This window comes from Pseudoalteromonas sp. bablab_jr011 (assembly GCF_016464045.1).
Taxonomy (GTDB): domain Bacteria; phylum Pseudomonadota; class Gammaproteobacteria; order Enterobacterales; family Alteromonadaceae; genus Pseudoalteromonas; species Pseudoalteromonas lipolytica.
In genome coordinates this window covers 28376-43709 of record NZ_JACDWU010000197.1, presented here as the reverse complement: position 1 = coordinate 43709, position 15334 = coordinate 28376, and the positions used below count along the sequence as shown (strand labels likewise).

At 41.4% G+C, this 15334-nt stretch carries 9 protein-coding genes; 7 read left to right on the top strand and 2 right to left on the bottom strand.

Annotated features, from left to right (window positions below; genetic code table 11):
* Positions 1–13: 13 nt before the first annotated feature.
* The gene (locus JIG41_RS11885; RefSeq protein ID WP_074988722.1) at positions 14–631 is read right to left on the bottom strand and encodes a LysE family translocator; all 618 of its coding nucleotides are present in this window, start codon (positions 629–631) and stop codon (positions 14–16) included.
* Between the two features lie 832 nt (positions 632–1463).
* Between JIG41_RS11885 and JIG41_RS11880 the strand changes: the two genes are divergently transcribed.
* Positions 1464–3830 carry a TonB-dependent receptor gene (locus JIG41_RS11880; protein ID WP_199524799.1) on the top strand — a complete coding sequence of 789 codons (2367 nt, stop codon included), beginning with the start codon at positions 1464–1466 and terminating at the stop codon, positions 3828–3830.
* 180 nt (positions 3831–4010) lie between these two features.
* Here JIG41_RS11880 and JIG41_RS11875 read toward each other — a convergent pair whose 3' ends face one another.
* Entirely contained in the window at positions 4011–6434 is a 2424-nt protein-coding gene (locus tag JIG41_RS11875) for a S9 family peptidase (protein WP_409372731.1), read from the bottom strand.
* 184 nt (positions 6435–6618) lie between these two features.
* Between JIG41_RS11875 and JIG41_RS11870 the strand changes: the two genes are divergently transcribed.
* From JIG41_RS11870 to JIG41_RS11845, 6 genes are all read left to right on the top strand, one after another.
* Positions 6619–7626 (top strand): LacI family DNA-binding transcriptional regulator, encoded by a 1008-nt coding sequence (locus JIG41_RS11870; RefSeq protein ID WP_036972298.1) that lies wholly within the window; start codon positions 6619–6621, stop codon positions 7624–7626.
* Entirely contained in the window at positions 7623–8843 is a 1221-nt protein-coding gene (locus tag JIG41_RS11865; protein ID WP_074988719.1) for a glycosyltransferase, read from the top strand. The genes JIG41_RS11870 and JIG41_RS11865 overlap by 4 nt, the downstream gene beginning before the upstream one ends.
* Before the next feature lie 149 nt (positions 8844–8992).
* Positions 8993–10219, top strand: coding sequence for a threonine/serine exporter ThrE family protein (locus JIG41_RS11860; protein ID WP_036972924.1), 1227 nt, complete (start codon positions 8993–8995; stop codon positions 10217–10219).
* 430 nt (positions 10220–10649) lie between these two features.
* Positions 10650–10835, top strand: a complete 186-nt coding sequence (locus JIG41_RS11855; protein WP_036972301.1) for a TonB-dependent receptor — start codon at positions 10650–10652, stop codon at positions 10833–10835.
* 73 nt (positions 10836–10908) lie between these two features.
* Positions 10909–12957, top strand: coding sequence for a S9 family peptidase (locus JIG41_RS11850; protein ID WP_199524797.1), 2049 nt, complete (start codon positions 10909–10911; stop codon positions 12955–12957).
* Positions 12958–13087: 130 nt separating this feature from the next.
* Positions 13088–15328, top strand: coding sequence for a tetratricopeptide repeat protein (locus tag JIG41_RS11845; protein WP_199524811.1), 2241 nt, complete (start codon positions 13088–13090; stop codon positions 15326–15328).
* Positions 15329–15334 lie beyond the last annotated feature (6 nt).

Here is a 15334-nt window from a genome sequence, read left to right as displayed (position 1 = left end):
AAGCGCGTGGGTATTATCCAAGTGCGAGCCAAACACCTACACACATCATAAGCGCACCGGCAATACGATTTAGCCATTTTAAATTGTCGCCTTTATCTAAAAATAACCTCAAGCTTTTACCACCCGTGGCATAAATTAACATACAGATAAACTCGCTCAGCATAATAATGCTTACTAATACAGCAAGCTGCGGGGCAACGGCTAATTCTACATTTATAAAAGGGGGCAAGAGTGAAATCATAAACGCCCACCCTTTTGGGTTTGCGATGGCAGTGATATAACCTTGTGAAAACAGTTGTCCGCGCCCTATTTGCTGCTCGGTTTCATTTTCGGGCTTAAAACTGGTTTTTGCGCGCCACATATTGACTCCAAGATAAATAAGGTACGCACCGCCAACATATTTTAGTACCGCAAACAACGCAGGATAATTAAGCATAATACTGGCAACCCCCACAACAGCCGCAATTGCCACCGTTGCCACGCCCAGCACTTCACCCACCATCATCCACAATGTGCGCCTTACCCCCACACTCATACCCAGAGTCATCGCTAAAGTCATGCACATACCTGGTGTAATAGACACAAAAAAGAAGGTAGGAATAAAAACCGCAAGTACTGCTAAATCGAGCATAAACCAATCACATCATGAATACTGAAAAATAGGAAAGCGATTTAAACACATTCAATTAAATAAGCAAACAAACACGCGATTACTCACATTTCAATGCGCTAAAGCTCATGAAAACTGGTAATGCAATATTAATATAGGGAGCTAGTTATCCCACGATCTTCGTTACTAAAATATAAGCTACCAAAAAGCCTATATCATTAGCTTGGGCAACACATTCTATTGCAGCAAATAATCAAGCCAGATCATTATTACATACAGCGCGACCACGAGTAGTCATTGTATCGGACTCCATTTCTTGGGATAGCGATGGCTATTGCACAAGCGCTTCATCTTCAGTCAACTAAACTCAGCTCTACTTTATAGCTTCGATAAGTACAGACACTATAACTAATTTTCCGCGTGAAACTGAATTTAGTATTTTACCTAAACAGCAATGACCCCTGTGATCACTGCAAACTTGTTGCGCTGAGCTTTTACCTTCTCTGTAAAATACCTATGAGTGCTCTGTAGCTTTATCTGACGGGATAATTTAATTGAAGAAAGACTCGAATGTGCAGTTTGAGAGAACAATTAAAAAAACTCATCACCTAAAAAAGACCATTGCCTGATGAGCAATTCCGTAAGCACGACTAACGACTCACAAAAACAATATACACGTTGGTCAATCTCATTATTTAGCATGTAAAAATAAACAAAAAGACATAATTAATTCCAGAATAAAAACCAATTAGAAAAACAATTCCCCAAAAAAGGGTTAAATAGATTGAACAATACCAATATTTAAATTAACGTCGTTAATAGAATATCAACAAAAAAAACACTGGGAACATCAATGAAAAACACTCTATTAACAAAACAAACTATTTTAACCACTGTGATTTTAGGTCATTTATATGCAGTTCCAGCAATAGCCATGGATACAGAAGATAAAATTGAAAAAGAGGAAAATCTAGAAGTAATAACGGTTACTTCGCGTAAAAAACTTGAAACAATCCTAGAAATACCTATGAGTATTTCAGCGGTATCTGCAGTTGAGATTGCCAATCGAAACTACCTTGATGCATCTGATATTTACCGTACTTTAGCTGGTGCTGCAGCACCTCGTGGTCAGTTAATTTTAAGAGGGTTAAGCGGAGGGAATAGCGCATCGCCAGATACAACAGCCATATTCACTGATGATATCCCGTATGAATTTACAAACCTCACAGATGTTGAGCGAGTTGAAGTATTACGCGGCCCACAAGGTACATTATACGGTTCGAATGCAATCGGTGGTACGGTTCGCGTTATCACTAAAAAACCACAATTAGATGAATTTGAGTTATTTGGTACGATTGAAGGCTCAAGTGAAAATAATGTAGATGGTTTTGACAGCAGCTTATCTTTAGGTGTTAATGTACCTCTATTAGACGATACCCTTGCATTAAGAGTGACAGGTAATATAACCAACGATGTCCGTCCTTATGTCAATCAAGCAACAGGCCAACAGAGTAAAAGTCAAAGTAGTTTTATTCGAAGTCAATTATTATGGCAACCAATTGATAATTTAGCACTTAACTTCACCTATGTGCATGATGAGTATTCTGCTAATGGCGCAACATTGGGAGATACCTCAAAGCCAGGATATTACTATGAATTATCTTATGATGAAGATGCTTCAGCTAAGTACGGTTATGATATCTCAGACACTAAAATAACATGTGATCCGACATTTAATCGCCCAGATTGTATTCAAGGTGGTGGATTTATTCATGGTGCTGATGATAAATATGCTCTCTATAATTTACTCGATGGTTGGGATAAAGAGTCTACAAATTTATATAGCTTAACTGTTGATGTTGATAATATAGCCGACGTTGCTTCATTAACTTATGCAGGTTCATACCGAAAAGTAAAATCTGATTCGCTGGATGATTGGTCTCGTTTAGATGCTTCTGATATGTTTAAAACATGGATAATAAACGATCAAGAGCTGTCCCGCGTTACCCATGAAATTAGGCTTCAAAACTTCGATTTAAATAGCAATTTAAGTTGGACTGTCGGTGCTTATTGGGATAAATCATGGCGACCTGACTCTCCAGGTCATCAATGGCAATATATTGAAAGCGGTGACAGGACAGCAGCTGCTGCACTTTACTGGTGGGGGGACGATGCCCAGCAAATCGGTTTAGATAACTTTGACGATCCTAATAAAATTTGGAATTATCATGTGTTCAGCGAGTGGGCAAAAGAGTTTGCGCTGTTTGCAGATGTAGCGTACCAAATTGAAACAGACGATTTTGGCAATATTGAGTTAAATGCGGGTATTCGCCATTTCAATTTAGAAGATTTTGAACGCACTGAAGAAATTGGTGTGTGGTCAAACGATAAAACACTGATAGGCGGTGAAGAACAAGGAAATCGCTTTAAATTTAGCGCTTCTTGGCAACCTACTGATGATTATTCAATTTATGCTCTTTACTCTGAAGGATACCGCCCAGGCGGTAACAATAGCCCACTAGCCGCAGCGTGTATAAATGATGTTAACGCTAAGAATCGTAAAGCTCGCTTCACATCTGATTCAATCGATAACTATGAAGTTGGCTTAAAGGGCTCATTATTCGATGGTAAGTTCAACTTTAGCTCTGCTATTTATCAAATAAACTGGAGTGATATTAAGACGAGTATTTACATGGATTCTTGTGGGTTCTCTTATACCGCAAATGCAGGAAAAGCACGTTCAAGAGGGCTTGAGTTTGAGTCAAAAGCAAGCTTAACAGATACTATAGCATTAATTGTAAATGCCTCTTATACCAACTCTGAACTTACTGAAGATAATGAAACAATCGGTGGCGTTAAAGGTCAAGAAATGACGATGGTGCCTAAATATAATGCTTATATCGCAATTGATAAGGAATTTGACATTAATAACAAGCCATTCTTTATTCGTGGTGACGTCTCAGCATATGGTAAATACAACACGCACTTTGATACCAAACCTGGAGATGAAGTCCCTGGTTATGAAGTATTTAACTTATCAGCTCGTTATGAGGTCAACGAAAACGTGAAATTAAGCGTTCACTTAAATAATGTCTTCGATAATGATGCGATTAAGTATAAAAGAGATCGAAGTCGTAGTAATAGAACAACCGCTCAAAAATACATAGATTTTTTACCCGAGCGTAGCATTGGCATACGTTTAGATTACAACTTTATGTAAATAACAATTAAAGAGTCAATGCCGCTTTCTAAGCGGCATTATTTTTTCAACAATTAATTCTAGGCAGCTCAAACTCGTTAAATCGTAATTGGTAATACTGACCACTATTAACTTCAGCTTTAGCCTCTCAAAAAAATCCCCGCTAAAAGGCGGGGATTCTTAATATACGTATTTTGCTAATTACTGAGTGACACCTTCAGCAGCAACTGGCTTGGCTTCCTTTTCATCACTTAATAAGTATTTATCTAGCCATTGCTCTTGCTCCCAAAGCACATGCAATAAGCTCTTACGGGCACGGTAGCCGTGCGCCTCATAAGGCAACATAACTAAACGAGCCTCTTTGCCAAGGCCTTTTAATGCGGCGTACATGCGCTCGCTTTGCATTGGGAACGTGCCTGAATTTGGATCTTCTTGGCCGTGTATCATCAACATAGGTTCATTGATTTTCTCAGCATGGAAAAATGGCGACATTGCTGCATACACATCTTGAGCTTGCCAAAAGTCGCGTTCTTCACCTTGAAAACCAAATGGCGTTAATGTGCGATTGTAAGCACCACTGCGGGCAATACCCGTTTTAAATAAGTCGCTGTGTGCTAGTAAATTAGCCACCATAAAAGCACCATACGAGTGACCAGCAATCGCTATTTTGTCTTTATCGGCAATGCCTTTTTCAACCAATACATCAACAGCGGCTTGCGCACTCGATACGAGCTGAGTACGGAAAAGGTCATTCGGCTCTTTACCATCGACACCTACAATTGGCATTTTAGGGTCATCAAATACCGCAATCCCTTTTGCAAGGTACGGCATAGGCCCCCAATACCCAATGTAAGTAAACTCATACGGTGATTCGCGCACTTGCGATGCCACCGCTTTATCTTTGTATTCAAGCGGGTAAGCCCACATCAGTACTGGTAACGTTCCTTGGGTTTTGTCATAGCCCGGCGGCAAGTAAAGTGTGCCACTCAGTTCAACACCATCCTCTCTTTTATAACGAATAAGCTCTTTAGTTACGCCTTTAAATTCAGGGTAAGGATGCTCAAACGTAGTTAATTGAGTGAGTTTGTCGTTATCTAAATCACGAATAAAGAAATTTGGTTGCTCCGTTTTTGATTCACGTATGGTGATCAAACGCTCGCCTTCATCGTCTAACATCGCACGCACACGCTCGTAATAAGGTGCAGCTGATTGCCAAACACGGGTTGTTGAGTTTGTTTTTACATCGTAACGGTCTAAGAATGGGATATTTCCTTGCTCAGACGCCCCATTACCACGGAAATAAATATAACGACCGCCAACCACTTTGATGACACTTTCACCTAAGTCGTTTTTCTCGTAGATTGGGTAACCCGGATCTTTATAAGCATCATTGTAACTGCGCTCAGAAAAGAGCACGCGATTTTTATCGGCATTTCGAGGTTGTATAACAAATGTGCGTATTTGTCTGTCGCTAAAACGCCATTCAGATAATAAGGCAACATTGTTACTGCCCCACTCTATTGAGTCGAAGCGACGCTCAACTTTAGCAAATAGCTTAGGTTCACGTTTAAACGGAGCGCGCAGACTATAAAGGTAGTCATGGTGCGCTACATCTGTTTTCATATCGCCACCGTCTTGTGCTTCTGCCCAAATGACTTCGGCACCTTGGTCTGAACGCCACTGAAAATCTCGACGGCCAGTACGAACGCTGTCGTAACCTTGGGGAATATTGTCGGCTAGCGGCTGTTTTGCCAGCTCAGCCAAGGTGTAACCGCGCATTCCCCAAATTTGCCATGTAGCAGCAAAGCGTTGGTATGGAACTTGGTACGAAAAAGGCTCATCGATCATACCCACCAAAATATTGGTTGAATCGGGCGATACTGAAAACGACTTAATTAACCCAGCTTGACCAATTGGCTGCGCTTGGCCGCTCAATGGAATATAAGTAAGCTGACTTTGGCCAAAAAACTTAAACTGCGCTTCATCGAAGGGGCTGCTTAATAAATTTTGATAAGTGCGCGCAGGTGCTTTTTCACCTGTACTTTGTTGAATTACCGGCACGACAGCCGTGCTGTCATTGGTTAAACGAGTTTTACCTAAATTAACAGCCGCATTTGCAACGATAGCACTGCTATCGGGTAACCACATGTAAGGAGTACGCGTTAATACTGAGTTTAACGGCGTATCACTAAGTTGCCTTGCTTGTTTTGTACTGACGTTATAAACCCATAAATTGGCACTATTTTTTTGTTCAATCACAAAGGCTAAGTATTGACTATCACTTGACCAACTGGGCGAGCGAATTAAACCATTGGGTAAACCCGATACCGTAATTTCACTCCCTGTTTCAACATGCTTTAGCACCAGAGACGTAAATATAGCGCGCTCACGTGAGCGCGAAAAATTGGCAGGATTGAGTTTAATTCCGGCGAGTTTTAGTTCTTCTTTCGCAAGATCTTGCAGGGTATCAATACGTTTTCTATCAAATAATGCCAACCACTCGGCATCATTTGATAAATAACTACTGGGGGCTAATTTAGCATCAACAACCGAAGCCAAGGCAGGTGAAGGTGTTTGATACCCTTCATTGGCAAAACTTGAAGTACAAACTGACACGCCAATCATCAGCGTAAAAAGCAATTTTAATGCTTTCATGTTAGTTCCTTTTTTCGTTTTTATTTCCGACTAAGAAAATAGTTTAAGACATTTTATAAAGAGTTTCGACTCTTTTGGCAGCTAATCAGTGACTTAAATCACTAAATTACGCTAATATAAGCACACTATATTCGCTACTTTTCGCTAGACAAAAATGAAAAAATCAACGGGCAAAGTCACTATTTGGGACGTAGCCAAAGAAGCGCAAGTATCAAAATCTACCGTGTCTTTGGTTCTCACTAACAGTGATAAAGTCAGTAATAAAAGTAAAGAAAAAGTGCTGACTGCCATCGATAAGCTTGGTTATGTATATAACCGAGACGCCGCAGCACTTCGAAGTAAGCGCTCGAATCTTGTCGCACTGGTAATTAATGACCTAACCAACCCCTACTCAGCGCAACTAGCAGTAGGCTTGGAGAAGCATATTTACGATTTAGGGATGTTGCCTATGTTGGTAAATATTGCCGAATGTGTAGAAAGACAAAAGCAAGTTGTAAAAACTCTAAAAGAATACAATGTGTCTGCTTTTATTATGTGCCCGGCCCCTGGCACCGAACAAAGCTGGCAAGATGACCTGATTAATAGCGGCTTTCCTGTAATTAATATAATGCGTGAGGTTCCCTTTTCGGCTGCACCGTGCGTTTTACCCGACAACAAAAAAGGCACTCATATTGCTACCAGCCATATCCTATCGCAAGGTATTGAAGAAATTGCTTTTTTAGGTGGTGTAGATGAAATATCAGACTACCATGAGCGACTGAGTGGTTTTTTATCGGCGCTTAAACAATTTAATATAAGCGAAGACAAACGTGTTATTCAGGCACAAACAAATCGTCAAGGTGGCCGCGAAGCATTCAACAGTTTGATCAAAAAATCCCCACATATCAAAGCGATTATTTGCTTTAACGATGTGATTGCTTATGGTGCCATTGAAGCAATGCGCCAACATGGATTAGAACCGGGCAAAGACATTAAAGTTGTTGGCTTTGATGATCTTGAAGATTCGCGATTAATGCTACCATCGCTCTCAACCATTGCAATAAATGCCGATGAAATTGGTAAGCGCACTTGCCAAGTTTTAAAAGAACTTCTTAATCAATCGACACCACCTGTCCGCACTTTGGTGGATGTCAATTTACAAATACGAGACTCAAGTCAATGAAAAAAGTGTTAGTGATCGGCTATGTATGGCCAGAGCCAAATTCCTCTGCCGCCGGCACCCACATGATGTCGCTATTGCGCGCCTTTCGAGCACAAAACTGGCAGGTCGAGTTTGCCAGCCCAGCGCAAAAAACAGAGCACATGATTGACCTTGCAAACGAAGGCATAACCAGCCAAGTCATTGCCCTAAACTGCGCCAGCTTTGATCAGTATGTACAAGCTTATAATCCCGATATCGTGATGTTTGATCGCTTCATGATGGAAGAGCAATTTGGTTGGCGTGTAGATAAATACTGTCCCAATGCATTAAAAATCCTCGACACAGAAGACTTGCAATGCTTAAGAAACGCTCGCCACGAGGCACATAAAGCAGGACGTGCATTCAGCTTTGCAGACTTACACAGTGATATTGCCAAACGTGAAATAGCTGCTATTTTGCGCTCAGATATTAGTTTGATCATCTCGCACTATGAAATGCAATTACTAAACGATGTATTCAACGTTGATAGTGCGTTATTGCATCACTTGCCATTTTTAGTCGACTTAAAAGCGCTTCCGACCAACACAAAACCCTTTAATGAGCGCCAGCATTTTATGACGATTGGTAACTTTCGCCATGCCCCAAATTGGGATGCAGTCCTTTACTTACAACAAATCTGGCCGTTGATCCGCAAGCAATTACCTGACGCCGAATTACATATTTATGGCTCTTACCCACCGCCTAAAGCAACGGCACTTAATAACCCTAAAACAGGATTTTTAATAAAAGGCTGGGCAGATGATGCCTATAAAGTGATGGAAGATGCTCGCGTATGCTTATCACCACTGCGCTTTGGTGCCGGTATTAAAGGTAAGTTACTGGAAGCGATGATCATGCAAACGCCGAGTGTCACCACCCCAATTGGCAGTGAAGGCATGCACCTAAACGAGCCGTGGCCAGGTACAGTTTGCGAAAATGCAGAGCAATTTGCCGACGCCGCCGTAGCACTTTACAAAGATGAATCTGCGTTTATTCAAGCTCAGCAATATGGCAAACAGTTATTGCAAAAATATTATGATAAATCAAAACTTGAAGCGCAATTAATGGCTAAAATTGAACACGTCAGTGAGTCACTGATAAGCCATAGACACAACAATTTCACAGGGCAAATGCTGAAACATCACACAATGCGTTCAACACAATATATGGCGCAATGGATTGAAGCAAAAAATAAGTAAATTACCCCTAAATAACACTAGACATAGTAGCGTTTGTCGCTAAAATCGCGCTGGTAAATTTAAGCTTTATAGTCTGCTTTGCAGACTATATCTTATTGAAATTTGGTCTATCCTTAACTGAACAATTTAACCTTTGGTTCAAAACGCCTTTGAAAAACGCAACGTTTACTGAAAAACGAAAATTTATCGTTAAGCTGGGTAAAATGCTCCATAAATATGGCACACCAGCATATCGACTTGAAGCGCACTTAATGGAAGTCGCAACATATCTTGGCCTAAAATCCTCCTTCGTCATGTCGCCTACTTCAGTGACGTTTGTGATCTGGACAGATGGCCACGAAGAAGAATACACCCATGTTGCACGCGTTGATCCGGGTGATCATGACTTAGGCTCGCTTGCTGATACCGATGATCTGGTAAATAAAATGCTCAATGGCGAGTTAACCTTGCAAGAGGTTGATAAACAGCTCGACATTATTTACACCATGCCAAACCCTTACAACAAATTTACCACTGGCGTTGCGTTTGCAACATCAGGTGGTGCATTTGCAATGCTAATGGGCACCAGTTGGAATGATGTATTTTGGTCTGCACTGCTGACTTTAGTGGTGTATTTATTTGTTCTTTGGTCAACACGTTCTAAGCGCGTTGCTCATATGCTTGAACCATTAGTGGCCATTGTTTCCGCTATTTTAGCGTGTGCAGTGAGTGTGTACCTCGATGCCGAAATTAATATTCGGTTAGTTGTTCTCTCTGCCATTATTGTGTTTATACCGGGGCTTGCTTTAGCGTTAGGCTTTGCCGAACTTGCAGCGAGGCATTTGGTGTCGGGAACAGCCAGAGTCATGGATTCCTTTATGTTGCTGTTTAAACTCTATTTTGGAGCTTTTATTGGTATTGGTATCGGGTTTGCGATTTTCGGACAAGCCGATTTTGTGCAACCAGAACCATTACCCAAGTGGACCGCATGGCTGGCTATTTTCATGTTATGTAGCAGTTTAATCGTGATATTTAGAACCAAGCTTAAACATGCGCTATGGTCAATTGCATCAGGTTTTATTGCATATGGTACAAGCATTGGCTCAGCAATGTATCTTGACTACACCTTGGGTACATTTGTAGGGGCATTATCGGTTGGTATTTTTAGTAACCTGTTTAACCGTGTTGCGAATGCACCTGCTTCTATCGTCGCCATGCAAGGATTAATCGTGTTAGTCCCGGGGAGCAAGACCTACATTGGCCTAAACTCGCTGATTGAAGGTCAAGATTTTGTGTACGCCGAGCACATAGGTCAGCAAACATTCTTGATTTTTATGTCGTTAGTAGCGGGTTTAATTTTCGCCAACGTTGCGCTGCCACCGAAAAAGAGTTTGTAATTTATATAAGCCCGAGTTTACTCGGGCTTTTTGGTTATTGGCAGCCGTAAGCAAGCTTGTAAAGTCAAGAAAACACCCCTTCTAAAGAAAACCAAATTCGCCAAGGATTAAAGCTTCGCATTAAAAACGAGGTTACTGCATAACTGATACAAACAAAATATGTAGGTGCCCCGCGACAATTTAAAATTTCCTTCTTTGTGTTTATTCTCAGCTTCTTTTAATCAGTATCGAATCGTTTTTAAATTTGTCCACTTTTTCATCTGAAAGTTGTGAATGTCCGCTATTTAATTATCTAAAAAACAATAAGTAAATTTAACTCATTAATACTAACACGCTATACGTTGCGTTAGTTTGACACCCGTTAAGTGCTCTGTGTATGCAACTAAGCACTTAAAACTAAATAATAAAACATAAGTTCGAATTCAAGAGAATGGACAATTTTGGGCAACTCGATGGTAACTTAACTATTAAGCTGACAACACAGTTTGATATTATTTTTGATGCTATCAATCTCACCAATGAAACAACCTATACCTATGAGCGCAATCAGTATGCTCCAACAGGCATATACAAAAATGGTCGTCGCTTCTATTTAGGCATTCGGTATAGTCATTAACCGCATTCGTTACTAATCCTGTTTCATATTGCTATAATCGGTGACAATAATAAAACAAGCGAAGGAAAACACTATGCTAAAGTCAGTTTTAGCCTTAGCCGTTGGTTTGTCTAGCACATTTGCTGTAGCCAACGATACTATCACGATTGATGATATCCCATTGATTCAATCTGTCGTTCAAACCAGTGTCAGCCCAGATGGCGATAATGTTGCCTTTACACGCTCGGTCCCGCGCACATTATATAAAGATAAAAATGGCCACAATTACAGTGAGCTTTTCATTGTTGACGACAAAGGTGTTGAACGTCCTTACATTACAGGTAAGGTCAATATCAAAAGCATTCAATGGTCTAACGACAGCAAAACGGTGTACTTTTTAGCTAAATTGAATGATGACGAATACACCTCACTGTACCAAATCCCTGTTGATGGTGGCCAAGCGCAAAAAGTGTTGTCGTTAAAAGGCACATCTATTTCAAGCTATAAATTAGGCCCAAATAACCAACATGTGGCTATTTTGGCATTACCAGCAAAAGACAAGTCTGAAAAAGAACTAAAAAAACTTGGTTTTATGGCTGAAGTTTATGAATTAGGTCTGGATAATAAAGCGCTGTTTATTGTCGATTTAGCGAACTCTAACACCCCATTAAAGCCTACAGCACTGAATATAAATGACTACGTCAGTGATATGAATTGGTCTGCAAATGGTCAAAAACTACTTGTTAAAACCCAACCAACAGCGCTTATTGATGATAAATACACTAAATCAATGTGGCACTTGTATGATATTGCAAGCAATGAAGTCACTCTGTCTTTTAAAACAGAAGGCAAGCTAGGCGATGCTGAGCTGTCTGCCGATGGTAAATATATTGCTATTTTAGGGGCCGAAGACAAACACGACCCAGCCACAGGTCGCTTATTTATAGCCGACACTGATACAGCCGAAATCACTGAGTGGCTGCCAAACTTTATGGGGCATGTTGTTGACTTTGAGTGGTCTCATAAACGCAATACACTTAATTTTATAGCCAATGTGGGCACTGAAAGCTTTATTGCGAGTATTAAAACTGGTAGCAATAAGTACAAAAAGATTATCCAAGAAGGCAAATTTATTGCCACAAACCTAAGCGTATCTGACTCAGACAAAACACTTGCTGTTCGCGCTAATACGGCGCAGCACCCGAACGAAGTCTTTATTATTCGCGGTAATAAAGCCACCCGCTTAACCGATTCAAACAGCTGGTTAAGCGATAAACGCTTTGCAAAGCAAGAGACTATCTCGCTAAAAGCGCGCGACGGTGTAGACATTGAAGGGGTACTAATTTACCCACTAGATTACCAAGAAGGAACCCGTTACCCACTCATTATGTCGGTGCATGGTGGGCCTGAAAGTCATGACAAAAATGGCTGGTTAACCAATTACTCTCGCCCAGGGCAAATGGGTGCAGCACGCGGCTATGCAGTGTTTTATCCAAACTACCGCGGTTCAACAGGTAAAGGGGTTGACTACTCTAAGCTTGGCCAAAACGACTATGCAGGTAAAGAGTTTGATGACCTTGTCGACTTTAAAAACCATTTAGTTGAAATGGGATTAGTTGATAGCAAACGTGTGGGTATTACCGGTGGCTCGTACGGTGGTTATGCCTCTGCATGGGCTGCAACTAAGCTCACCGAGCACTTTGCTGCCAGCGTCATGTTTGTGGGTGTTTCAAATCAACTCTCTAAGTTTGGTACAACTGATATTTCGAATGAAATGAACCTTGTTCACGCGCGTTCTTACCCGTGGGATAAATGGCAGTGGTACTTAGAGCGCAGCCCAATATATTGGGCTGGTCAATCTAAAACACCGCTACTTATTATGCACGGTAAAGATGATCCTCGCGTACACCCTGCTCAATCAATGGAGCTATATCGCTACATGAAAGTACAAGGTAAAGATGTGCGTTTGGTGTATTACCCAGGCGAAGGCCACGGCAACCGAAAAGTGGCTGCTCAATACGATTACAGCTTACGATTAATGCGCTGGATGGATAACTATTTAATGAAGGGTAATAAAGACATGCCTGAATTTGAAATTGACCATGCTGCAAAATTAAAAGCACGTAAACAAGCAGCAGAATAAAGCACTTCCCTAAACGCCCTGTCCTTAAAAAGCAGGGCGTTTTTAATTTAATACTGTACTTTGATTATGCAGCTCAAACTGATATAACTCATTAATAGGTTTACTAAAAAAAAAAAGGAATTGTTCAGTGATGCGCCTAATCTGGATTTTTATCAGTCTCGTTGCTGTGAAAGTGTTCGCAGAACCTGCGTGTATTAATTGTCATCAAAGTCAGGTCGAGGATTGGCAAACATCACACCATTTTCATGCAATGGAAAAAGCCACACCGGCCACAGTGCTTGGCAACTTTGATGATCAAACACTTGAATACCAAGATCAAAAAGCACGCTTTTATACACGCGACCAACAGCTATTTATTGCTATGCCAAACCTTAACGGCACCCTGACTGACTATCCCGTTTTATATACATTTGGTTACGAGCCACTGCAGCAATATATGTTTGATATGGGAGGAGGCCACATTCAGCTTTTTCCGTTTGCGTGGGATTCTCGTAGTAAGGAAAACGGCGGGCAGCGCTGGTTTGTGCTTCATCCTGAGCAAAAACAACATGATTTATTTCACTGGTCACAAAAAGGACAAAACTGGAATCACATGTGTGCCGATTGCCATTCAACTGAATTTAAAAAGCAATTCGATCTTAACACCAACCGCTTTAATTCAACCTACAGCGCTATCAACGTCAGCTGTAAAGCGTGCCATGGCGATACAACTGAACACTTAAAATGGGCAAATGGTGATAAAAAAAGAACAGATAAAGGCTTTGCTAACAATATAAATACGCAAACGCCGTTGTTCACTACCCAAAAAGACGGCAGCATGAAAAGCGTGCAACCTCTCGTAAAAAGCGACCAAGTTCAAGTCTGTGCAACGTGTCATGCTCGTCGTTCGCAACTTAACGACCGAAGTGATCCCCATAGCTTTTTACAGGATTTTCGCGGATCGCTGCTTACGCCTGAGCTCTATCATGTTGATGGCCAAGTGTGGGATGAAAATTATGTGTGGGGCTCATTCTTACAAAGTAAAATGTTTAATGCAGGCGTAACCTGTAGTAATTGCCATAACCCGCATTCAGGAAAGCTAAAACTACCCGGCAACCAAACCTGTACACAGTGTCACAGCCAAGTCGATTTCGATACACCCGAGCACCACGGTCATAAACTCGAAAGTGAAGGTAGCCAATGTGTTGATTGTCATATGCCCGCTACTACGTACATGCAAGTTGATGCCAGACGCGATCATAGTTTTCGCGTACCTCGTCCAGACCTAACTCTTAAAACCAATGCACCCAATGCCTGTAATAGCTGCCATGAAGATAAAACACCTCAGTGGGCAGTAAAGCAGATACGAAACTGGCACCCAAATTCGGCACATTTAGGCAAAGAGCACTTTTCACAGGCGTTCCATGTCGCTGATAATGGGTTACCCAATGCATCAGCCATGCTGACAAAAATTGTGCAAGACAAATCATTTCCTGACATTATTCGCGCATCGGCACTGAGCCGTTTAGCAAGCAGCCCCGATAACAATGCCGTAGTTGCGATTGCGCGATCAGTAAAAGATCCTGAGCCGCTGAAACGCCAAGCAGCTATTGAAGCGGCAATGCCTTTTGACATCAACCAACGCTGGCGAATGCTCAATCCACTGCTTGATGACACGCACCTTCCCATAAGAGCAGAAGCAGCCCGCGCCTTAGCGCCTATGCTAATGGAGGCTTTTCCAAGTGGATTGAATGAACCAGACTCTGAGCGCCTGAATAAAGCCCTTAATGAATATAAACAAACCCAGCTGTATCAAGCTGAGCGCGGGTACGCACATACCAACTTAGGTAATCTCGCCCTTACTCTACAAAAACCAGAGGAAGCCAAAGCACATTATCTGCAAGCAATCAGCATTGAGCCAATTTTTGCACCTGCCTATGTTAACTTAGCCGACTTATATCGGAATCAAGGAAATGAGGAGGCCGCCCAGAAAACCTTGAAACAAGGCTTAGCTGTAAATAATGAAAGTGCCGATTTGCATTATGCATTGGCAATGAGCTTAATTCGCACCAAGCAAAAAGAGGCTGCGTTAGGTCACTTAAAAAATGCCGCTAATTTTGCAAAAAACAATGCCAATTACTCTTTTACTTATGCGTTGTTGTTGCAAGACTTAGGTGACATGCCACATGCCATTTCGGCCCTTGAACATGCATTCACACTCGCGCCAAATAACCCAGACATCAGTTACAGTTTAGCCCAGTGGTATGCTGGTGAAGAAAACTACGCTCAAGCACTCTTCTATGCACGAAACTTAGCGCGCCTTGTACCGGGCAATCAGCAAGTTCAACAGTTTATTCAACAACTAGAAATGATGAACAGTATTGGTAAATAAACACGC

Excerpts from the sequence above, each read along its gene's own strand:
- JIG41_RS11845 (WP_199524811.1), top strand. The coding sequence starts at position 13,088 with ATGCGCCTAATCTGGATTTTTATCAGTCTCGTTGCTGTGAAAGTGTTC.
- JIG41_RS11850 (WP_199524797.1), top strand. The coding sequence starts at position 10,909 with ATGCTAAAGTCAGTTTTAGCCTTAGCCGTTGGTTTGTCTAGCACATTT.
- JIG41_RS11855 (WP_036972301.1), top strand. The coding sequence starts at position 10,650 with ATGGACAATTTTGGGCAACTCGATGGTAACTTAACTATTAAGCTGACA.
- JIG41_RS11880 (WP_199524799.1), top strand. The coding sequence starts at position 1,464 with ATGAAAAACACTCTATTAACAAAACAAACTATTTTAACCACTGTGATT.
- JIG41_RS11865 (WP_074988719.1), top strand. The coding sequence starts at position 7,623 with ATGAAAAAAGTGTTAGTGATCGGCTATGTATGGCCAGAGCCAAATTCC.
- JIG41_RS11885 (WP_074988722.1), bottom strand. The coding sequence starts at position 631 with ATGCTCGATTTAGCAGTACTTGCGGTTTTTATTCCTACCTTCTTTTTT.
- JIG41_RS11870 (WP_036972298.1), top strand. The coding sequence starts at position 6,619 with ATGAAAAAATCAACGGGCAAAGTCACTATTTGGGACGTAGCCAAAGAA.
- JIG41_RS11875 (WP_409372731.1), bottom strand. The coding sequence starts at position 6,434 with ATGATTGGCGTGTCAGTTTGTACTTCAAGTTTTGCCAATGAAGGGTAT.